Raw genomic sequence first — 20,752 nt, forward strand, 5'->3', positions numbered from 1 at the left:
CGCGAGTATGAGTGACCTCTTGCAAATTCCGTCGCGGCGGTGCAAGGTGTCGCTCAATGTGAACCACGAGCAGGAAGGGCACGCCGTTGAGCACACCCTCGGCGGTCCGCACAGCGATCGATCCGCTGGCGGGCACACGCGCTCCCGGCGATCCTGAGCACGACGTTCTCCTCACCGGCACCGTGTTCATGGACATCGTCTTCACCGGCCTCGAAGGCGCGCCCGTGCGCGGCAGCGAGAACTGGGCCCGCGGCATGGGCTCCAGCCCGGGCGGTATCGCGAACATGGCCACCGCGCTCGCCCGCCTCGGGCTGCGCACCACCCTCAGCGCGAGCTTCGGCACCGACCTCTACGGCGACTACTGCTGGGAGAGCCTGTCGGAGAGCGAAGGCGTCGACCTCAGCCCGTCGCGGCGGCTGGCCGGCTGGCACTCGCCGGTCACGGTCTCCATGGCGTACGAGGGCGAGCGCACCATGGTGACGCACGAGCACCCCGCACCGCCCCCCGTCTGCGCCACGCTCCCGCACGCCCGCTCCGTGATGGCGTCGCTGGAGCCGGGCCGGGACGAGGAGTGGGTACGGCACGCGCACGAGCAGGGCTCGCAGGTCTTCTCCGACGTCGGCTGGGACGAGACCGGCCGCTGGGACCTCAACGCACTGACGGGGCTGCGCTACAGCCACGCCTTCCTGCCCAACGCCGCCGAGGCGATGCGGTACACCCGCACCGACTCCCCGGAGCAGGCGGTACGCGCCCTCGCCGAGCTGGTGCCGATCGCCGTCGTGACCAAGGGCCCCGACGGCGCCGTCGCCGTCGACGGCGTCACCGGCGAGACCGCCGACGTCCCCGGCCTGCTCGTGGACGCCCTCGACCCCACCGGCGCCGGCGACGTGTTCGTCGCCGGCTTCATGACCGGAACCCTGGCGGGCTGGCCGCTCGCCGACCGGCTCGCCTTCGCCAACCTCACCGCCGCGCTGTCCGTACAGCACTTCGGCGGCTCGCTGTCCGCGCCCGACTGGACGGAGGTGGCCGCGTGGTGGATCGAGGCCGCCGCCCGTGCCAAGGCCGGCGACGCGGACGCCGCCGAGGTGGCCCGGCGGTACGACTTCCTGGACGGCCTGGTCCCGGCCCTGGTGCGGCAGCGTCCGCGCCGGCGGGCCATCCCGACCATCGGCTTCCGGGCCGAGTAGAACGAAGGAGTTCTGATGGGATTGCGCAACAAGGGCGGCGGTAGACGGCGGACCCGGCCGAGGGCCATGGCGCCCGCCGCGCTCGCCGCGGGACTTGCCGTGATAGCCGCCGGCTGCGTGCCCGGCACCGACGGCTCCGGCGCCGTCGATGGCGGGGGCGCCGGTGGCGCGGGCGGCGTACCGGACCCGGCGAAGGCGGGGAACGTGACGCTGACCGTATGGGACCAGGAGGTCCGCGGCGGCACCAACGCCGAGATCGAGCAGCTCAACAAGGAGTTCCAGGAGAAGTACCCGAACGTCAAGATCAAGCGGGTCTCCCGGAGCTTCGACGACCTCAAGACGACGCTGAAGCTCGCCCTGTCCGGCAACAAGCCGCCCGACATCGTGCAGGCCAATCAGGGCTACCCCGACATGGTCGCGTTCGTGAAGGCCGGGCTGCTCATGCCGCTCGACAACTACGCGGGCGTCTACGACTGGAACACGCGCTACCCCAACACCCTGCTCAACCTCAACCGGGTCTCCGCCGACGGCAAGCAGTTCGGCACCGGCCGCCTCTACGGCATCTCCCAGACCGGCGAGTTCATCGGCGTCTACTACAACAAGGAGAAGCTGGCCGACGCGGGCATCCAGCCGCCGAAGACCTGGAAGGAGTTCACGGACAGCCTCGCCACCCTCAAGGAGAAGGGCGAGCTGCCCATCCAGTTCGGCAACCTCGACCAGTGGCCCGCCATCCACAACTTCGGCGTGCTCCAGGACCAGCACGGCGCCGCCGAGGCGCGCGACACCGTGCTCGGCCGCGGCGACGGCTTCGACAACGCGTACACGAAGGACGCCGCTGCCGAACTCGCCGACTGGATCGACAAGGGCTACCTGCCCAAGGACGCCAACGGCCGCGGCTACGACGACTCCTACAAGCAGTTCGCCAACGGCGACGGCGGGTACCTGATCGCCGGCACCTGGCTGCAGGCGGACCTGAAGAAGCCCATGGGCGACAACCTCGGCGTCATGGCGCCGCCGCCCGCCTCCCAGGGCGGCAACCCGACCACCACCGGCGGCCAGGGCCTGTCGTGGTCCGTCACGTCCAAGTCCGCGCACCCCGACGTCGCCGCCGCGTACCTCGACTTCATCACCAACGAGCACGCCGCCGACGTCATGACGGAGAACGGCGTCCTGCCGGCCGTACCCGGCAAGGCGGCCGACGAAGTCGACCCCGAGAGCCCCGACGGCCAGATGATCGCCGCCTGGAAGCGGCTGAACGCCGACGACGGCCTCGTCCCGTACCTGGACTACTCGACGCCGACGTTCTACGACACCGTCTCCGCCGGGCTCCAGGACCTCATCGCCGGCAAGACGTCGCCCGACGGCTTCGCGCAGAAGCTCCAGGACGACTACGGGCCGTTCATGGAGAAGCAGCGCGGCGACGGCGCCGGCTCCGAGCCTGCGGGGTCGTGATGAAGTCCCTCACCGCCGGCTACGGCCGCCGCGCGCCGGGCGAACCACGCGCGGTCGGATACCTGTACGTCCTGCCCGCGCTCGTCATCTACGCGCTGTTCCTGCTCGTCCCCTTCGGGCAGTCCGTGTGGCTGTCGTTCCTGCACTGGGACGGCCTCACCCGGGCCACCTCCGCCGGGTTCTCCAATTACTCCGACATATTCACCGACCCGTCCCTGCGGGCCCCCTTCGGGCACGCACTCATACTGCTGATCTTCTACTCGGTGCTCCCCGTCTGCATCGGCCTGCTCCTCGCGGCCGCCATGTCGCGAATACGGGTGCGGGGCATGACCTTCTTCCGCACCGTGCTGTTCCTGCCGCAGGTGCTGGCGATGGTCGTCGTCGGCGTCGCGTGGCAGTCCATACTCGCGCCCGACGGGCTCCTCAACGACGTACTGCGGGCCGTGGGCCTGGACTCCCTGGCCCGGCCCTGGCTCGGCGACTACGACTGGGCACTGCCCGCCGTCGGCATCGTCGGCACCTGGGTCATGACCGGTCTGTGTCTCGTCCTCTTCCTCGCCGGTGCCCAGCGCATCCCCAAGGAGCTGTACGAGGCCGCACGGCTGGACGGCGCGGGCGCGTTCCGCGAGTTCTTCGCCGTCACGCTGCCGGCGCTGCGCGCCGAGATAGCCGTCGCGCTGACCCTGACGATCGTCGCCGGACTGCGCAACTTCGACCTCATCTACGTCATGACGAGCGGCGGGCCCGGCGAGGCCACCTCCGTGCCGGCGTACGAGGTCTACCACCGCGCCTTCGAGCTGAACCAGGTCGGTTCCGCCGCCGCCGTGGGCGTCGCGCTCACCGTGCTGATCTTCACCCTGACCGTCACGGTCTCCCGGCTCGTCGAAGGGCGGCGCTCATGAGCACCAAGATCGAACGCACCTTCACGTACGGCATCCTGTCGATCTTCGCCGTCATCTCCCTGACGCCCGTCATCGGCATCCTGTCGACCGCGTTCGGCGAAAAGGGCTCCCTCGACACCGGATTCTCGCTGCCCGAAGGCGGCCTGAGCTGGAGCAACTTCTCCGACGCCTGGAGCCAGGGCAACTTCGGCAGGTACCTCGGGAACTCGATCCTGGTGGCCGTGGTCGTGGTCACCGTCGCGACCGTCCTGTCGATCCTGGCCGCGTACGCCTTCGGGGTGATGCGCTTCCCCGGCTCCAACGTCCTCTTCTACGTGTTCGTCATCGGCCTCACGCTGCCGCAGGAAGCGCTGGTCGTACCGCTCTACTTCGACCTGCGGCACTACGAGATCACCGACACGTACTGGGCGCTGATCCTGCCGCAGACCGCGCAGTCCCTCGCGTTCGGCGTGTTCTGGATGCGGACCTACTTCCGCAACAGCGCACAATCCGTCGTGGAAGCCGCCCGCGTCGACGGCGCGAACAGCTTCACGACGCTGTGGCGGGTCCTCGTCCCCATGGGGCGGCCGGCGATCACCACCATGATCGTCATCACCTTCATGTGGACCTGGAACGAGTTCCTCATGGCCCTGGTCATGATCAGCGAGGAAGGACTGCGCACCGTACCGCTGGGCCTGGCCTTCTTCCAGGGACAGCAGACCTCCGACACCTCGCTGCTCGCCGCCGCGGCCGTGCTCATCGCACTGCCCGTGGTCGTCGTCTACATAGCGCTGCAGCGGCGGTTCATCGAGGGAATGCTCACCGGAGCAGTGAAGGAGTAAGAGAGTTGGGAGTGGCAGTGCCGAAGCCGAAGCCGTACGACGTGGTGACCATGGGGCGCGTCGGAGTGGACATCTATCCACTCCAGACCGGCGTCAGCCTCGCGGAGGTCAGCACCTTCGGCAAATACCTCGGCGGAAGCGCCACCAACGTCGCCGTCGCCGCCGCCCGCTACGGGCACGGCGCGGCGGTGATCACGAAGACGGGCGCCGACCCCTTCGGCACCTTCATCCGCGACGCGCTGCGCGGATACGGGGTCGGCACCGACTTCGTCGGCACCTCACCGGCACTTCCCACACCCGTCACGTTCTGCGAGATCTTCCCGCCGGACGACTTCCCGCTCTACTTCTACCGCTACCCCAAGGCACCCGACCTGGACCTCACGGCCGACGAACTGGACATGGACGCCGTACGCGCCGCCCGGGTGTTCTGGATGACCGGCACCGGACTCAGCGAAGAACCTTCCAGGGCCGCGACGCTCGCGGCACTCGAAGCCCGGGGCCGGGCGGCACACACCGTCTTCGACCTCGACTGGCGCCCCATGTTCTGGCCCGAGGGCGCGGGCGCGTCCGCCGACGGACTCGCCCGCGGGCTGTACCAGCAGGCGCTGGCCCACGCCACGGTCGCCGTCGGCAACCTGGAGGAGTGCGCGGTCGCGACGGGGGAGCGGGAACCGCGTGCCGCCGCGCGGGCCCTGCTGGCGACGGGCGTCGAACTCGCCGTGGTCAAACAGGGCCCCCGCGGCGTCCTCGCCGTCCACCGCGACGGCGCGGAAGCCGAAGTACCCCCCGTGCCCGTCGAGGTCGTCAACGGCCTCGGCGCCGGCGACGCCTTCGGCGGCGCCCTCATCCACGGCATGCTGGAAGGCTGGCAACTGGATCGCACCATCGCCTTCGCCAACGCCGCCGGAGCCCACGTGGCGGGCCAACTCGCGTGCTCCGACGCGATGCCCACGGCGGCACAGGTGGAGGCCAGGCTGCGCGCAGTGGAGACCCGGGCGTGACCCCACCCGCACGCCCCCCACGCCGCGCACCTCCCCCACGCACCCGCCCAAGGGTAGGCCGCCCCAGTGACAGCACGCGCACGCAGCGTACGCGGCGTACAAGGTCGAGCAGTGCGACGATCGAAGTCCGCACCGCAGCCATGACCGCACCCACCCGCGCACGCGCCCACTCCCCGGAGACCCAGGCATGACCGTTGACAAGACCGGCGACCTCACCGCCACCCGCGTCCACAACCCCGAAGCCATCGCCGCCGCGGCAGATGCCCGCCGCCCCGCGGCCTCGCCCCTCGGCGACGGCGACCCGGGCCGGGCCATGATCATCGCCGCCGACCACCCCGCCCGCGGGGCCAACGCCGTCGGCGGCGACGCCCACGCCATGGCCGATCGCGGACTCCTCCTCGAACGGCTCTGCCTCGCCCTCGAACGCCCCGGCGTCACCGGCGTCCTCGCCACCGCCGACATCCTCGAAGACCTCCTGCTCCTCGGCGTCCTCGACGGCAAGTCCGTCTTCGGCTCCATGAACCGCGGCGGCCTCGCCGGCTCCGCCTTCGAGATAGACGACCGCTTCACCGGCTACGACGCGGAAACCATCGCCGCCATGGGCTTCGACGGCGGCAAGATGCTCACCCGCATCGCCCTCGACGACCCCGCCACCGCCGCCACCCTCGAATCCAGCGCCCGCGCCGTCGACGCCCTCGCCGACCGGCGCCTCATCGCCATGGTCGAACCCTTCCTCTCCCGCTGGCACGACGGCCGCGTACGCAACGACCTCACCCCCGACGCCGTCGTCAAGTCCGTCTCCATCGCCTCCGGGCTCGGCCGGCGCAGCGCCTACACCTGGCTCAAGCTGCCCGTCGTCCCCGACATGGAGCGCGTCGTCGCCGCCACCACCCTGCCCGTGCTCCTCCTCGGCGGCGACGTCGGCGGCGCGGACGGCCAGCGCGCCGTCTTCGACGCCTGGCGCGGCGCCCTGCGGCTGCCCGGCGTGCAAGGGCTCGTCGTGGGCCGCTCGCTGCTCTACCCCGCCGACGGCGACGTCAGCGGGGCCGTCGACCGGGCGGTGAGCCTGCTGTGAACGGCGCCAACGACACCAACGGCGAGCTGTACGTACCCGGCGGCGCCGCCGCCTCCGGCCCGTACCGTACGGACATCACCCCAGGGACCGCCGGCTGGGGCTACTCCGGCCTGCGCATCCTCGAACTCGCCCCCGGCCGGAGCCACACCCTCGCCACCGGCGACGCCGAACACCTCGTGCTCCCCCTGGCCGGCGGCTGCACCGTCGAAGCCGACGGCCTGAGCCTCGAACTCACCGGCCGCCCCGGCGTCTTCGGCGAGCCCACCGACTTCGCCTACGTCCCCCGCGACACCGACGTCCGCATCACCAGCCCCGGCGGCGGCCGCTTCGCCCTGCCCTCCGCCCGCTGCGAACGCCGCCTGCCCGTACGCTACGGGCCCGCCGCCGGCGTACCCGTCGAACTGCGCGGCGCCGGCACCTGCAGCCGCGAAGTGCACAACTACTGCCTCCCCCAGACCTTCGACGCCGACCGGCTCCTCGTCTGCGAGGTACTCACCCCCGGCGGCAACTGGTCCTCCTACCCGCCGCACAAGCACGACGAGGCACGCCCCGGCGAGGAGAGCGAGCTGGAGGAGATCTACTACTTCGAGGTCGCGGAAGGCCCCGGCGGCGGCCCCGGCATGGCGTACCAGCGCGTCTACGGCACCGCGGAACGGCCGCTGGACGTACTCGCCGAGGTACGCACCGGCGACACCGTGCTCATCCCGCACGGCTGGCACGGCCCCTCCATGGCCGTACCCGGCTACGACCTCTACTACCTGAACGTCATGGCAGGACCCGGCGCCGAACGGGCCTGGCTCATCTGCGACGACCCGGCACACGGCTGGATCCGCAGCACCTGGGACGACCAGGACACCGACCCGAGGCTGCCGTTCGGAGGAGGGACGCGATGACCGACGCGACGAGCGACGCGACGAGCACCAAGGACGGCGAGACCGTCAGGCTCACCACCGCCCAGGCGCTGGTGCGCTTCCTGGCCGGCCAGTACAGCGAACGCGACGGCGTCGAACACCGCCTCATCCCCGGCATGTGGGGCATCTTCGGCCACGGCAACGTCGCCGGCGTCGGCCAGGCGCTGCTCCAGGCCGCCCGTACCGGCGAAGCGGACCTCCCGTACCACCTCGCCCGCAACGAGCAGGCCATGGTCCACTCCGCCACCGCCTACGCGAAGATGGCCAACCGCCTCCAGACCTACGCCTGCACCTCCTCCATCGGCCCCGGCGCCACCAACATGGTCACCGGCGCCGCCCTCGCCACCACCAACCGCCTGCCGGTCCTCCTCCTCCCCGGCGACGTCTTCGCCACCCGCGCCGCCGACCCGGTGCTCCAGCAACTGGAAGACCCCCGCAACGGCGACATCACCGTCAACGACGCACTGCGGCCCGTCTCCGCCTACTTCGACCGCGTCGAACGCCCCGAGCAGCTCATCCCCGCCGCGCTCGCCGCGATGCGGGTGCTCACCGACCCCGCGGAGACCGGCGCCGTCACCCTCGCGCTGCCGCAGGACGTACAGGCCGAGGCGTACGACTGGCCCGTGGCGTTCCTGCGCCGCCGCGTCTGGCACGTGCCCCGCCCCGCACCCGAGCCCGCCGCGCTGGCCCGCGCCGTCACGCTGCTCCGCGGCGCCCGCCGGCCGCTGCTCGTCGCCGGCGGCGGCGCGGTGTACTCCGAGGCGTGGGAGGAACTGCGCGCCTTCGCGCTGCGCACCGGCATCCCCGTCGCCGACACCCACGCCGGCAAGGGCGCCGTGCCCTGGGACCACCCCTCGGCCGTCGGCGCGCTCGGCTCCACCGGCACCGCCGCCGCCAACGCGCTGGCCGCCGAGGCCGACGTGGTCCTCGGCGTCGGCACCCGCTACAGCGACTTCACCACCGCGAGCCGCACCGTCTTCGCCCGCCCCGACGTGGCGTTCGTCAACCTCAACGTCGCCCGCCTCGACGCCGTCAAGCACGCCGCCGAGCCGCTGGTCGCGGACGCCCGCGCGGGCCTCGAAGCGCTCGACGCCGAACTCGCCGACTGGCAGGCCGACGACGCCCACCGGGCGCGCGTACACGAACTCGCCGACGCCTGGCGCCGCACCACCGACGCCGTCTACCACCCCGGGCGCGGCCACGGCCCGCCGCCCGCGCAGACCGAGATCCTCGGCGCCGTCAACGACCTGGCCGGCGACAGCGACGTCGTCATCAACGCCGCCGGCTCCATGCCCGGCGACCTCCAGGCCCTCTGGCGGGCCCGGGACCCGAAGGCGTACCACGTCGAATACGCCTACTCCACCATGGGCTACGAGATCGCCGCCGGACTCGGCGTGAAGCTCGCCGCCCCCGACCGCGAGGTCGTCGTCCTCGTCGGCGACGGCTCGTACCTGATGCTCTCCCAGGAGATCGTCACGGCGGTCTCCGAGGGGCTGAAGCTGATCGTCGTCCTCGTCGACAACGGCGGCTTCGCGTCCATCGGCGCGCTGTCGGAGTCGCTGGGCTCGCAGCGCTTCGGCACCCGGTACGCGGGGCGCAACCCCGACACCGGCGAGCTGGACGGCGGGCCGCTGCCGGTGGACCTGGCGGCGAACGCGGCGAGCCTCGGCGCGAACGTGCTGCGGGCGACGACGGTGGCGGAGTTCCGGGACGCCTTCGTCCGGGCCAAGGAGGCGGAACGCACCACGGTGGTGCACGTCGTCACCGACCTGACCGGGCCCAACCCGCCGAGTTCCGCGTGGTGGGACGTGCCGGTCAGTGAGGTCTCCGAGCTGGAGTCCACGCGCAAGGCGTACGAGGAGTACCGCGACGGCAAGCGCGCCCAACGCCCGTACCTCTGACAGCCAGCAACCCCCGTACTTCCCCGGCAAGTTAAGCGAGACCCTCATGCACACGATCGAGCACTGGATCGCCGGCGGCGCTGCTGCGTCCGTTTCGGCTACCTCCGCCCGCACCGCCCCCGTCTACGACCCCGCCACCGGACGCGAGCAGGCCCGCGTCCTGCTCGCCGAGACCGCCGACGTCGACGCCGCCGTCAGCGCCGCCGCCAAGGCGTACGACACCTGGCGCGACAGCTCGCTGTCCCAGCGGATGCGCGTCATGTTCGCCTTCCGCGAGCTGCTGGTCCGGCACGAGGACGAGCTGGCCCGCGTCATCTCCGCCCAGCACGGCAAGATCATCTCCGATGCCCGGGGCGAGATCGTCCGCGGCCGGGAGGTCGTCGAGTACGCCTGCGGCATAGCCGACGCCCTCAAGGGCGGCTTCTCCGACCAGTACTCGCGCGGCGTCGACGTCCTCTCCTTCCGTGAGCCGCTGGGGGTCTGCGCGGGCATCACCCCGTTCAACTTCCCCGCGATGGTGCCGCTGTGGATGCACCCCATCGCCATCGCCACCGGCAACACCTTCGTGCTCAAGCCCAGCGAGCGCGACCCGTCCGCCTCCAACCTGATCGCCCAGTTCTACGCGGACGCCGGGCTGCCCGACGGCGTCTTCAACGTCGTCCACGGCGACAAGACCGCCGTCGACGCCATCCTCGACCACCCCGGCATCTCCGCCGTCTCCTTCGTCGGCTCCACGCCCGTCGCCACCTACGTGCACGAGCGCGGCACCGCCGCGGGCAAGCGCGTCCAGGCGCTCGGCGGCGCGAAGAACCACGCCGTCGTGCTGCCGGACGCGGACCTGGAGTACGCCTCCGACCAGCTCGTCGCCGCCGCCTACGGCTCCGCGGGCGAGCGCTGCATGGCGATCTCCGTCGCCGTCGCGGTCGGGGACGCGGCGGAGCCGCTGGTCGAGGTGCTGGAGCGGAAGGCGCGCGCGGTGCGCGTCGGCCCCGGCGACGACCCGGCCAGCGAGATGGGCCCGCTCGTCACCCGCGCCGCGCAGGAGCGCGTCAGCGGGGCCGTCGCCTCGGCCGCGGCGCAGGGCGCGACGGTCGTGGTCGACGGCCGGGACCTGAAGGTCGCCGGGCACGAGGAGGGCTTCTTCACCGGGCCGACGCTGCTGGACCACGTCAGTGCGGCGATGGACGCGTACCGCACGGAGATCTTCGGCCCGGTGCTCGCGGTGATCCGCGTCGCCACCCTGGACGAGGCGATCGCGCTCATCAACGCCAACCCGTACGGCAACGGCACGGCGCTCTTCACCGGCGACGGCGGCGCGGCCCGGCGCTTCCAGCGTGAGGTGCACGTCGGGATGGTCGGCATCAACGTGCCGGTGCCGGTGCCGATGGCCGCGTACTCCTTCGGCGGCTGGAAGGACTCGCTCATCGGCGACAGCCCCGTGCACGGCCCGGAGGGCGTGCGCTTCTACACCCGCCCGAAGGTCGTCACGACCCGCTGGCCGGCCGGCGGCAACCCGGCGGCCCGCGGCGCGGCGTTCGCGTTCCCGACCGCCAACTGACCCGCCCCCCCACCCCGTCACGAGCCCCGACCACCGAGAGGCCGCACCCTCATGACCGACGCACCCGGCGCCCCGCGCCCCGCCGCGGGAACCGCCGCCGGCAATCTGTGCCTGGGCTCCGCCCCCTGCTCCTGGGGGGTGTGGTTCCCCGAGGAGGAGCACCAGGTCCCGTACACGCGCTTCCTCGACGAGCTGGCCGAGACCGGCTACAAGTGGCTGGAGCTGGGCCCGTACGGGTATCTGCCCACCGACCCGCAGCGCCTCGCCGGCGAACTCGCCGAGCGCGGCCTCCAGGTCTCCGGCGGCACGATCTTCGGCGCCCTGCACCGCCCCGCCGAGTGGGACGAGACGCTGGCGAACGTGCGCCGCGTCGCCGAGCTGACCGCCGCCGCCGGCGCGCACCACCTCGTGCTCATCCCGCCGCTGTACCGCGACGAGAAGACCGGCGACTTCACCGAGCCGCCGGAGCTGACGGCCGCGCAGTGGACGGCGCTCGGCAAGGCCGCCGACGACCTGGGCAAGATCCTCCTGGACGACTACGACGTCCGTCTCGTCGTCCACCCGCACGCCGACAGCCACATCCAGACGCAGCCGGAGATCGAGCGCTTCCTGAACGCGACCGACTCCCGCTACGCCAACCTCTGCCTGGACACGGGCCATGTCGCGTACGGCGGCGGCGACAACCTCGATCTCATCCGCCGCTACGCCGAGCGCATCGGCTACGTCCACATCAAGCAGATGGACCCGGTGATCATCGAGCAGGTCCGGGCCGAGAACCTGTCGTTCTCCGAGGCGGTCAGCCGCGGCGTGGCCGTGGAGCCGCCCGCGGGGGTGCCCAACCCGGGGGACATCGTGCAGGCGCTGTCCGGCCTGGACGCGGAGCTGTTCGTGGTGGTGGAGCAGGACCTGTGGCCGTGCGAGCCGGAGGTGCCGCTGCCGATCGCGGTCCGTACCCGCGACTACCTGGCGGGCGTCGGCCTGAGCGGCACGCGCCGCCCCCGCTGAAGCCGAACTCAGTACTGAGGAGCAAGAAGTCATGACCGTACGCATCGGAGTCGTCGGCACCGGCGCCATCGGCCGCGAGCACATCGAGCGCATCAGCCGCGTCATCAGCGGGGCCCGCGTGAGCGCCGTCGCCGACATCGACGCGGCGCTGGCGGAGAAGGCCGCGGCGGAGGCGGGGGGCGCGCGGGTCGCCGACGCCGCGGATATCGCGGGGTCGCTGATCGCCGCGGACGACGTGGACGCGGTGCTGGTGTCGTCCTGGCACGCCGCGCACGCCGAGCACGTACTGGCCGCGATCGCCGCGGGCAAGCCGGTGCTCTGCGAGAAGCCGCTGGCGACGACGGCGGAGGACGCGCTGCGCGTGCTGGCCGCGGAGGAGGCGTTCGGGCGGCGGCTGGTGCAGGTCGGGTTCATGCGCCGCTACGACCCGGGCTACCGGGAGTTGAAGCGCGTCATCGCCGACGGAGGCATCGGCCGGCCGCTGATGATGCACTGCGCGCACCGCAACCGGTCGGCGCCCGAGCGGTACACGACCGAGATGGCCGCGCAGGACACGGGCGTGCACGAGATCGACGCGGCCCGCTGGCTGCTGGCCGACGAGATCGTCTCCGCGCAGGTCATCATGCCGCGCGCCACGGAGCGCCGCTTCCCGCACTTGCAGGACCCGCAGTTCATGCTCTTCGAGACGGCCGGCGGGGTCCGTATCGACCTGGAGGTCTTCGTCAACTGCCAGTACGGGTACGACATCCAGTGCGAGACGGTCGGCGAGACGGGTCTGATCCGGCTGCCAGAACCGGCGCGCGCTCAGGTGCGTGCGGCGGCGCGGGTGGGCACGGAGATCGACCAGGAGTGGGGCGGCCGCTTCGCGGAGGCGTTCGACGTGGAGGTGCAGGCGTGGGCCGACTCGGTGGCCGCGGGTGCGGCCACGGGGCCGAGCGCCTGGGACGGTTACGCCGCCACAGCGGTCGCGGCGGCGACGGTCGAGGCGCAGCGGACGGGCGCGGTGGTGGACGTGAACCTCGTGGAACGCCCGGCGTTCTACGCCTGACGGGCACGCACGCCGCCCGGTTTTCCGGGCCGGGGCACCGTCCCCGGCCCGCCGCGCTTCCCGCGGCCCCGGCCCCCACTGCGGGGGGAGGGGCCGGGCCGCGGGAACCCCGTCTCCGTTCGGCACGTCTCCTTGGGGCAGCAGGTGTGTCCAAAGGGGGGTACGGATGTCACTGGGGGAGCCGCCGCTGCTGAGCCGTCCGCCGTGGGTCGGCGTGACGACGACGCTGGGGCAGATGGCGTACGCGCTGGGGGCGTTACCGGCGGCGTTGATGGCGCTGATGATCCCGCTGTTCCGCGGCGAGCGGGAGTACTGCGCGCCGCCGGACCATACGGGTCCGTGCGACCGCATCCAGGAGATGAGCGCCGGTTCGGCCGCGGGTCTTGGCCTGGGGGTGCTGACGCTGCTGGTGGCGGGCGCGGTCGCGCAGTCCGTGGGGCGGCGGATGGCGGAGACGGGGCGGGAGCGGCGGGGGGTGGCACTGGTGCTGGGGACGCTGGCGGTGCCGGCGGTGACGTACGCGATGCTGGCGTACGGGTACACGACGGCGTGAGGCGGCGGCGTACGCGGTGACGGGGTGCGGCCCGCCCTCGTACGGGACGGGCGTGAAGCCCGGTGTCCGTACGCGACAGCCCGAAGCCCGCGGCCCGCCGTCAGGCGTCGTCGCCGGCGAGGACGTCGTCGGCGTCCACGATCCGGTACGCGTACCCCTGCTCGGCGAGGAACCGCTGCCGGTGCGCGGCGTAGTCCTGGTCGATGGTGTCGCGTGCGACGAGCGAGTAGAACCGCGCCTCGTGCCCGTCCTCCTTCGGCCGCAGCACGCGGCCGAGCCGCTGCGCCTCCTCCTGGCGGGAGCCGAACGTGCCCGAGACCTGGATGGCGACCGTCGCCTCCGGCAGGTCGACGGAGAAGTTCGCGACCTTCGACACCACGAGGACGCTTATCTCGCCGCTGCGGAAGGCGTCGAAGAGCTTCTCCCGGCGGGCGTTGGTGGTCTCGCCCTTGATGACGGGGGCGTCGAGGTGCTCGCCCAGCTCGTCGAGCTGGTCGATGTACTGGCCGATGACGAGCGTCTGTTCGCCCGCGTGCCGGGCGACGAGCGCTTCGGCGATCTTGCGTTTGGTGTCGGTCGTGGCGCAGAAGCGGTACTTCTCCTCGGCCTCCGCGGTGGCGTAGGCGAGCCGTTCCGCGTCGGTGAGGTTCACCCGCACCTCGACGCAGTCGGCGGGCGCGATGTAGCCCTGCGCCTCGATCTCCTTCCACGGGGCGTCGAAGCGCTTGGGCCCGATGAGCGAGAAGACGTCGGACTCGCGGCCGTCCTCCCGTACGAGCGTGGCCGTCAGCCCGAGCCGGCGGCGGGCCTGGAGGTCGGCGGTGAACTTGAAGACGGGCGCGGGCAGCAGGTGCACCTCGTCGTAGACGATGAGGCCCCAGTCGCGGGAGTCGAAGAGCTCCAGGTGCGGGTAGACGCCTTTGCGGCGGGTGGTCAGCACCTGGTACGTGGCGATGGTGACCGGGCGGATCTCCTTGCGGGCGCCGCTGTACTCGCCGATCTCGTGCTCGGTGAGCGAGGTGCGGCGGAGCAGTTCGCTCTTCCACTGCCGGGCGGCGACGGTGTTCGTGACGAGGATCAGCGTGGTGGCCTTCGCCTCGGCCATGGCCCCGGCGCCGACGAGGGTCTTGCCGGCCCCGCAGGGCAGCACGACGACGCCGGAGCCGCCGTGCCAGAAGCCTTCGACGGCCTGTTTCTGGTACGGGCGCAGCCCCCAGCCGTCCTCGACCAGCGCGATGGGGTGGGCTTCCCCGTCCACGTACCCGGCGAGGTCCTCGGCGGGCCAGCCGAGCTTCAGCAGCGCCTGCTTGATCTGGCCGCGCTCGGAGGGGTGGACGGCGACGGTGTCGTCGTCGAGCCGGGCGCCGACCAGGGGCTGGATCCGCTTGGACCGCAGGATCTCCTCCAGCACCGGCCGGTCGGTGCTGGACAGCACGAGGCCGTGGGCCGGGTCCCTGGTGAGGGTCAGCCGCCCGTAGCGCGCCATGGTCTCGGCGACGTCGACGAGCAGCGCGTGCGGCACGGGGTAGCGGGAGTAGGTGACGAGGGCGTCGACGACCTGCTCGGCGTCGTGTCCGGCGGCGCGCGCGTTCCACAGGCCGAGGGGGGTGACGCGGTAGGTGTGGATGTGCTCGGGGGCGCGCTCCAGCTCGGCGAAGGGCGCGATGGCGCGCCGGCACTCCTCCGCCAGCTCGTGGTCCACTTCCAGCAGGAGCGTCTTGTCCGACTGCACGATCAGGCAGGACATGCGGACCTCCCTCCCACTGCTGCCGCTGCTGCCGCGCCCGGTTCGGGGACCCCGGGGGCCCGGGGGATACGCGGGAAACAGGGAAGTCTACCTCGCGGCGGCGACAGCGTGCGGCGCGCCGGCGGCCGGGGGGTACGGGCCGCGGGGGCCCGGGTGGCCGGAGGACCGGCTGCCGGGGGCTCAGCTCATGGCCTTCTTCACCAGTTCGGTGACCGTCTTCTCGTGGGCGGGCGTCAGGTCGGTGAGGGCGAAGGCGGTGGGCCACATGGTGCCGTCGTCGAGGTGCGCGGCGTCGTTGAAGCCGAGGGTGAGGTAGCGCGAGCCGAACTTGTCCGCGGCCTGCACGAAGCAGACGATCTTTCCGCCCTTGCCGTTCTTGGCGCCGGCGGCGTAGGCGGGCATCCCGTACCACAGCCGCGGCGACAGCTCGGGCGCCGCTTCGGTGATGAGGGTGTGCAGCCTGCCGGCGATGGTCCGGTCGGACTCGGGCATCTCGGCGATCTTCTCCAGCAGCTCGGCCACCGGGTCGGTCTTCTGGCCGCCGCGCCTGGTCTTCTTGATCTCCTTCGCGCGGTCCTTCATGGCCGCGATCTCCGCCTCGGTGAAGCCCTCGTAGGACTCGCCGCCATCGGCCGTGGCCGCCTTCTTCGCGTCCGCCATAGCAGTACCTTTCCGGGTCTGACCTGGTCCGGATCCCAGCCTACGGAGATTCAGCGGCGACGACTTCTCCAGAACTGACCACCCGGACGACCGCCGGGTGCAAGGCGTCGTCCGGGCGGGGCGGGGGCAGGCCGGGGGCGGGTGTCAGGCGGGGGTGACCGGTTCCTGGAGTTCGGTGACCCAGTCGGCGTGGGACTCGTGGACTTCGAGGTACAGCTCGCGGGCGTAGCCGGTGGAGCGGTAGCCGTTCTCGTCGATCCAGGCGGCGAGGGCCTGGACGGTCGGCAGCACGGCGTCCATGTCGCCGCGGTGGACGACGGTGGCCGCGGTGTCGAGCGGCGGCAGGTCGGTGACCGTGAAGTCGTACGCCGGCGAAGGCTCGATGCCGGCCTGGAGCCCCGCGTGGACGGTGATCGTGCCGTCGGGGGCGTCCTCGTACCAGGCGATGCCGGGGCCGGTGGGTACGACGCCCGCGGCGTCGAGGCGGCGGCACAGCTCCTCGTAGAGCGGCTGGATCACCGGGCCGATGTCGGCCGGCTCGAAGCTCGCGGCGCTGCCGCTCAGCTCGGCGACCCGGACGGCGGGGACGGACTTCAGGACGACGTCGGTGGCGGACATGCGGCCCTCGCTCTCGATCGTACGGAGCCGCGCCTCCACCCCGGCGAGCCGCCGTACCGCGGCCGCGGCGGCGGTCTCCAGCTCCGCCCGGCGCAGCCGCAGCATGCCGCGCAGCTCCTCGGCGGTCAGCTTCTCGTCCAGTATCGAACCGATCTGGCCGAGGCTGAAGCCGAGATCCCTGAGCGCGACGATGCGGTTGAGGCGGCTGAGCTGGGCGGCCTCGTAGCTGCGGTAGCCGCTGTGCGCGTCGACGCGGGCGGGGCGCAGCAGGCCGAGGGCGTCGTAGTGGCGCAGCATGCGGACTGAGACGCGGCCGTGGCGGGCGAACTCTCCGATGGTGAACATGACGTGCTCTAGTGGAGGGGCTGACACGGTGTGAGGGTCAAGGGCCCGTCCGGGTACTGCCGGCGCGGCGCTTCAGGTGGGGTCGTCGGCGAGTTCCGCGGCGCCGGTGATGCGGTGGAGGGGGTAGGTGCGTACCTCGTCTGCGGTGTGGTCGTACGCGGTGACGTAGCCACCTTCGACGCGGACGGGGGCGATGACGCGCTGGCTGGCGGCGCCGTCGGCGTTGACGTAGCCGATCCAGACGGCGGCGTTGCCGAGGACGGCGGCCTGGAGGACGGCGAGGGTCTCGGCGGCGGGGGTGCGGGGGAGGCCGCCGGGGGCTTGCGGGGTGCTCGGGGCTCGCGGGGTCCGGGGTGCTTGCGAGTCCTGTGGGTCTTGGGGTGCCTGGGGGGTCCGGAGGGGAGCGGTGGCGGCGCGGTCCCCGGCGCGTACGGCGCGGACGGCCGCCGCGAGGAGGGTGGTGTCGGGGGCGGGCGGGCCGTCGGGGACGGGCGCGGGCGGCGTACGGGGCGGGGTGCGGTGCGCGGCGGCGCGCGCGATGAGGACGGCGCCGTCGGGCGACTCGGCGGCGGGCGCGTAGCCCATCGCGCGGAGCCGGGCCAGCAGCACGTCGGGCGGGGTGGGGGAGACGAGGACGGTGGGCGCGAGGTGGCGCAGCCGCAGCTCCTCGGAGCGCCGGTCGGCGACGATCTCGGCGAGGAGCGCGTCGTCGTCGCAGCGCAGATACGCGCCGGCGGCGCCGATCCGCAACCGGCCGTGCTTGCGGGCGACGTCGTCGATGAGGTAGCTGAGCGGCTGCGGCACGGGGGTGCGGGAGTGGGCGGTGAGGAAGTCGTGCAGCTCGGCGGCGGACCGTCCGGCGTCGAGGGCGCGGCGTACGGAGCCCTGGGTGAAGCGGTAGACGGTGGCGCCGCCCTTGGACTCGACCTCGGCGAGCACGCCGAGCACGGCGGCGAGTTCGCGCTTGAGGGGGCCGGGGGCGATGGCGGTGAGGTCGGCCTGCAGCAGCACGTGGTCGACGGGCGGGGGAAGGTGCGGCGCGAGCGCCCCTGCGGCCCGGAGCGCGGCGGCACGGGCTTCGGCGGGGGTGGCGGGGCGCTCCGGGGCGTCGGTGCTGGTGGCGGGGGGTGGAGCGAGGTGGTTGTCGGAGGGGCTGCCTACCCTTGGGCGGGTGCGCGGGGGAGGTGGGGTTGCGGCGTCGGGGGTGTCCGCCTCCGGCGGGGCCGGCGGTGGGCCTGCGCCCTCCTCCGGGGAGCTCAGCAGGGCGCGTCCGTGGGTGGCCAGGGCGCCGCGGCCCGTGACGCCCAGGAGTTCCGCCTCCGCCAGCGTCCAGCGGGCCAGCCGCGTGCGCAGGTCCTCCTCCTCGCCCGCCGCCGCGGGGCCGCCGCGCGGGGGGCGTTCCCAGCGGAGCCGGGCCACCACCGAGTCCGGCGTCGCCGCCGTGCCCTCCGGGAGCCCCGCGAGCAGCGCCAGCACCGCGCGGCGCACCTCCGGTGCCGCGCCGCGGTCCAGGCCCTCGCCCAGCGCCGACAGCGCCCGGCCCTTGCCGTCCCGGCCGCCGGCCAGCCCCGGCGTCCGCGTCGCCGCCAGCCACGCCGCCGCCAGCTCCGCCCACCGCTCGGCCGCCGGCAGCGCCAGCCACTCGTCGTACGCGGGCGTCGGCGCGTACCGTTCGTCAGTCCCCCCGTCGGAGGCCAGCAGCCCGGCCCCGTAGGCCAGTTCCACCCAGAACGCCGCCTGCGGCTCCGCGACGTCCAGCGCCGTCGCCGTCCGCTTCAGGTCCCGTACGGCCAGACCGCCCGCCCGCAGCACCGGCGGGCTCGCCGTCGCCCACTGGCCGAGCAGCTCCTCGACCGTCTCGACCGCCACCGCCGCCTGCCCGGCGGCCGTCGCGTCGACGATCCGCATCCCGTACGTCCCGGCCGCGACCGGCTCCGGCGGCACCGCCGCCACGCTCCGGTGCGCCCGCCCGTCGCGCAGGTGCAGCGCCACCTCGCGCGGCAGCAGCACGCTGCCCGGCGCGGTCGGCAGCAGCAGCCCCCGGTCCAGCAGCCACCGCACGTGCGCCGGCGGCTGCGCCGACACCGTCCCGTACGGCGGGCCCCACGTCAGCCGCCCCAGCACCGTCACGGCTTCCGCCGGCGCCTGGTCCAGCAGGTCAGCCATCCGCTTCGGGTCGGAGAAGAGCGCCGTCAGCGACTCCACGGCCGAGACGGGGTCATGTGTCGTCGGCAGCCCCGCGTTCGCCAGTACTTGCTGCAGCCGCCCCGGCGACATGCCCATCGCCACCTCCGCGGCGGCGGGCCCCAGGCCGGTCGCCGACCCGGACGCCTGCGGCGTCAGCAGCTCCCGCGCCGTACGCACCAGCCGCAGCCGCTGGTCGTCCCCCCACACCAGCGCCTGCGCCCGCAGCTCCGCGACGGCGCGCGGCAGCGCGGCCACGGTGCCGGGCTCGTCGCCCATCAGCCCGGCCAGCACGTCGTACGGGCACGGGTCGGGCGCGATCGCGAGTGCCTGTGCGGTCTGCTGCGTGAACCGGTCGAGCCGTTCCAGCGCGCGGACGACGGAGGCGCGGGTGCCTGCGCGGGTGGCGAGTTGGGTCAGGTCACCCGGTACGGGGGTGAGCAGATCGGGCCGGGCGCGGAGCAGCTCGGCCAGCGCGGTGTCCGGTCGGCCGCGGAGCTCCTCGGCGAGGGTCCGGGCGGGGTTGCCGGTCGTCATCCGCTCCACAGTAGTCCTCGCCGGACGTACGGCACCGGACGGAGCCGGGGTGGCGGTGCGCGGCACCGCCTCCGGCGGGGAGGCGGTGACCGTAGCGGCGCGGGCTACGTGGGGTCCGCGCCCATCGTGTCCAGCACCGGCGGTGCCGGCTCGATGGGCTTCGGCATCACCGCCGCCTCCGAGTGGCCGCCGCAGCCGTACGCGAGGGAGACCACGTGGCCGTCCGCCGGGGAGTACTCGTTGGCGCAGACGCCGAAGGCGCGGCGCAGGGAGCCCGCGATCGGCATGAGGAAGCCGCAGCTCACGCAGGACGCGGGCGCGGCCTGCGCCATCGGCGTCTTGGGGCCGTACTCGTCCTCCCAGCGGTCCGCGGCGCTGTGCAGGCCGTAGCGGGAGAGCACGCGGTGGCGGGTCATGCCCAGTTCGTCGGCGACGGCGCCGATCTCCGCGCGCCGCGGTACGCCGCCGGGCGCCGCCGCGGCGGCCGGACCGGCCTCCGTGCCCCCGGTGCCCTCCGCGGCACCCGCGCCGGCCTCGCCGACGCCCTCCGCGGCTGCGGCCTCGGCGGCTGCGGCCTCGGCCGGCTCGGCCGGCTCCAGCTCCTCGTCGCCGACCGCGAGGCCCGGCTCCAGCCGCAGGTCCTCGGCCTCCGTCGGCAGCAGGTCGCCGGGACCCAGGTCGCCGGGGCGCAGCCGCTCGTTCCACGGCACCCACTCCGGCGCCAGCAGCGCGTCAGGGCCTGGCAGCAGCACCGTTTCGTCAAGCGTGACCGTCCGCGCGCGGGACGCCCGCGCGACGGTCACCGCCCAGCGCCAGCCTCGGTAGCCGGGCAGCCGGCACTCGAAGAGGTGGGTCACCACGCGCGTGTCGTCGGCGGTGACGCCGATGTGCCCGCCGATCTGCTCCGCGCCCGCGGCCTCCTCGGCCGCCGCACGGGCGAGGTCGACGGCGTCGGCGCACTGCTGGTCGGGGGTGACGCGGCTGCGCACCGCGGCGCCGCGCACGGCGGTCGTCTTGGCGGGGCTGTTCGCAGGGCTCATCTGGCTCACAGTCTTTCGGTACGGACGGCCGGGCGGACGCGGGAGCCGAGGGAGCGGACAGGGGGCCGCGTCAACGCTCGTATCCTCACGACACACTCAGAGGCGCGTCGTTCACCCTACCTGGCGCAGCGCCGGGACCGTACGCCCACTGCCTACCACGGGCCCCCGCCGCGCCCCTACGCCCCCCCGCCGGCCTGCCCCGTGCCC

The 20,752-nt window shown here is 73.3% G+C and carries 17 protein-coding genes; 12 read left to right on the plus strand and 5 right to left on the minus strand.

The genetic code is table 11. The features are described from left to right. The first annotated feature begins 86 nt into the window (after positions 1-86). The 12 genes from CXR04_RS21260 (at position 87) to CXR04_RS21315 (ending at position 13,414) form a co-directional block, all read left to right on the plus strand. Positions 87-1,187 (plus strand): carbohydrate kinase family protein, encoded by a 1,101-nt coding sequence (locus CXR04_RS21260; RefSeq protein WP_101423917.1) that lies wholly within the window; start codon positions 87-89, stop codon positions 1,185-1,187. Positions 1,188-1,253: 66 nt separating this feature from the next. After that, complete coding sequence (locus CXR04_RS21265; RefSeq protein ID WP_101423918.1) at positions 1,254-2,639, plus strand: extracellular solute-binding protein; 1,386 nt, start codon at positions 1,254-1,256, stop codon at positions 2,637-2,639. Then, a complete protein-coding gene (locus tag CXR04_RS21270; protein WP_101423919.1) occupies positions 2,639-3,541 on the plus strand; it encodes a carbohydrate ABC transporter permease in 903 nt (300 codons plus the stop codon). Before CXR04_RS21265 ends, CXR04_RS21270 begins: the two co-directional genes overlap by 1 nt. Then, entirely contained in the window at positions 3,538-4,362 is an 825-nt protein-coding gene (locus tag CXR04_RS21275; RefSeq protein ID WP_101423920.1) for a carbohydrate ABC transporter permease, read from the plus strand. Before CXR04_RS21270 ends, CXR04_RS21275 begins: the two co-directional genes overlap by 4 nt. Positions 4,363-4,373: 11 nt before the next feature. Further along, positions 4,374-5,363, plus strand: coding sequence for a 5-dehydro-2-deoxygluconokinase (gene iolC, locus CXR04_RS21280; RefSeq protein ID WP_267898201.1), 990 nt, complete (start codon positions 4,374-4,376; stop codon positions 5,361-5,363). 187 nt (positions 5,364-5,550) lie between these two features. After that, positions 5,551-6,438, plus strand: a complete 888-nt coding sequence (locus tag CXR04_RS21285) for a Cgl0159 family (beta/alpha)8-fold protein (RefSeq protein ID WP_101423921.1) — start codon at positions 5,551-5,553, stop codon at positions 6,436-6,438. Continuing rightward, positions 6,435-7,331: a 5-deoxy-glucuronate isomerase gene (iolB, locus tag CXR04_RS21290; protein ID WP_101423922.1), complete on the plus strand. Its 897-nt coding sequence runs from the start codon at positions 6,435-6,437 to the stop codon at positions 7,329-7,331. The genes CXR04_RS21285 and iolB overlap by 4 nt, the downstream gene beginning before the upstream one ends. Beyond that, entirely contained in the window at positions 7,328-9,250 is a 1,923-nt protein-coding gene (gene iolD, locus CXR04_RS21295; protein WP_101423923.1) for a 3D-(3,5/4)-trihydroxycyclohexane-1,2-dione acylhydrolase (decyclizing), read from the plus strand. The genes iolB and iolD overlap by 4 nt, the downstream gene beginning before the upstream one ends. A 46-nt stretch (positions 9,251-9,296) precedes the next feature. Next, positions 9,297-10,808, plus strand: a complete 1,512-nt coding sequence (locus CXR04_RS21300; protein WP_101423924.1) for a CoA-acylating methylmalonate-semialdehyde dehydrogenase — start codon at positions 9,297-9,299, stop codon at positions 10,806-10,808. Positions 10,809-10,859: 51 nt separating this feature from the next. Continuing rightward, a complete protein-coding gene (locus CXR04_RS21305; protein WP_101423925.1) occupies positions 10,860-11,813 on the plus strand; it encodes a TIM barrel protein in 954 nt (317 codons plus the stop codon). Between the two features lie 31 nt (positions 11,814-11,844). Then, complete coding sequence (locus tag CXR04_RS21310; protein ID WP_101423926.1) at positions 11,845-12,861, plus strand: Gfo/Idh/MocA family protein; 1,017 nt, start codon at positions 11,845-11,847, stop codon at positions 12,859-12,861. Positions 12,862-13,027: 166 nt separating this feature from the next. After that, positions 13,028-13,414: a hypothetical protein gene (locus tag CXR04_RS21315; RefSeq protein ID WP_101423927.1), complete on the plus strand. Its 387-nt coding sequence runs from the start codon at positions 13,028-13,030 to the stop codon at positions 13,412-13,414. A 100-nt stretch (positions 13,415-13,514) separates the two neighbouring features. On the opposite strand, the gene CXR04_RS21320 is transcribed toward CXR04_RS21315, so the two are convergent. The 5 genes from CXR04_RS21320 to CXR04_RS21340 all read right to left on the minus strand — a co-directional run bounded on the left by CXR04_RS21320 (position 13,515) and on the right by CXR04_RS21340 (position 20,509). After that, positions 13,515-15,161: a DNA repair helicase XPB gene (locus CXR04_RS21320; protein WP_101423928.1), complete on the minus strand. Its 1,647-nt coding sequence runs from the start codon at positions 15,159-15,161 to the stop codon at positions 13,515-13,517. Positions 15,162-15,341: 180 nt separating this feature from the next. Then, positions 15,342-15,821 carry an iron chaperone gene (locus CXR04_RS21325; RefSeq protein WP_101423929.1) on the minus strand — a complete coding sequence of 160 codons (480 nt, stop codon included), beginning with the start codon at positions 15,819-15,821 and terminating at the stop codon, positions 15,342-15,344. Positions 15,822-15,965: 144 nt separating this feature from the next. Beyond that, positions 15,966-16,784, minus strand: a complete 819-nt coding sequence (locus CXR04_RS21330; RefSeq protein ID WP_101423930.1) for a MerR family transcriptional regulator — start codon at positions 16,782-16,784, stop codon at positions 15,966-15,968. Between the two features lie 72 nt (positions 16,785-16,856). Beyond that, entirely contained in the window at positions 16,857-19,505 is a 2,649-nt protein-coding gene (locus CXR04_RS21335; RefSeq protein WP_101426511.1) for a helicase-associated domain-containing protein, read from the minus strand. A 104-nt stretch (positions 19,506-19,609) separates the two neighbouring features. After that, a complete protein-coding gene (locus tag CXR04_RS21340; protein WP_442802467.1) occupies positions 19,610-20,509 on the minus strand; it encodes a DUF3027 domain-containing protein in 900 nt (299 codons plus the stop codon). Between the last annotated feature and the right edge of the window lie 243 nt (positions 20,510-20,752).

This window comes from Streptomyces sp. CMB-StM0423 (assembly GCF_002847285.1).
Taxonomy (GTDB): domain Bacteria; phylum Actinomycetota; class Actinomycetes; order Streptomycetales; family Streptomycetaceae; genus Streptomyces.

Bases quoted from the DNA above. Each gene is read 5' to 3' on its own strand.
- CXR04_RS21310 (WP_101423926.1), top strand. From the start codon at position 11,845: ATGACCGTACGCATCGGAGTCGTCGGCACCGGCGCCATCGGCCGCGAG.
- CXR04_RS21300 (WP_101423924.1), top strand. From the start codon at position 9,297: ATGCACACGATCGAGCACTGGATCGCCGGCGGCGCTGCTGCGTCCGTT.
- CXR04_RS21325 (WP_101423929.1), bottom strand. From the start codon at position 15,821: ATGGCGGACGCGAAGAAGGCGGCCACGGCCGATGGCGGCGAGTCCTAC.
- CXR04_RS21270 (WP_101423919.1), top strand. From the start codon at position 2,639: ATGAAGTCCCTCACCGCCGGCTACGGCCGCCGCGCGCCGGGCGAACCA.
- CXR04_RS21315 (WP_101423927.1), top strand. From the start codon at position 13,028: ATGTCACTGGGGGAGCCGCCGCTGCTGAGCCGTCCGCCGTGGGTCGGC.
- CXR04_RS21320 (WP_101423928.1), bottom strand. From the start codon at position 15,161: ATGTCCTGCCTGATCGTGCAGTCGGACAAGACGCTCCTGCTGGAAGTG.
- CXR04_RS21265 (WP_101423918.1), top strand. From the start codon at position 1,254: ATGGCGCCCGCCGCGCTCGCCGCGGGACTTGCCGTGATAGCCGCCGGC.
- CXR04_RS21285 (WP_101423921.1), top strand. From the start codon at position 5,551: ATGACCGTTGACAAGACCGGCGACCTCACCGCCACCCGCGTCCACAAC.
- iolD (WP_101423923.1), top strand. From the start codon at position 7,328: ATGACCGACGCGACGAGCGACGCGACGAGCACCAAGGACGGCGAGACC.
- CXR04_RS21305 (WP_101423925.1), top strand. From the start codon at position 10,860: ATGACCGACGCACCCGGCGCCCCGCGCCCCGCCGCGGGAACCGCCGCC.
- CXR04_RS21275 (WP_101423920.1), top strand. From the start codon at position 3,538: ATGAGCACCAAGATCGAACGCACCTTCACGTACGGCATCCTGTCGATC.
- CXR04_RS21330 (WP_101423930.1), bottom strand. From the start codon at position 16,784: ATGTTCACCATCGGAGAGTTCGCCCGCCACGGCCGCGTCTCAGTCCGC.
- CXR04_RS21335 (WP_101426511.1), bottom strand. From the start codon at position 19,505: ATGACGACCGGCAACCCCGCCCGGACCCTCGCCGAGGAGCTCCGCGGC.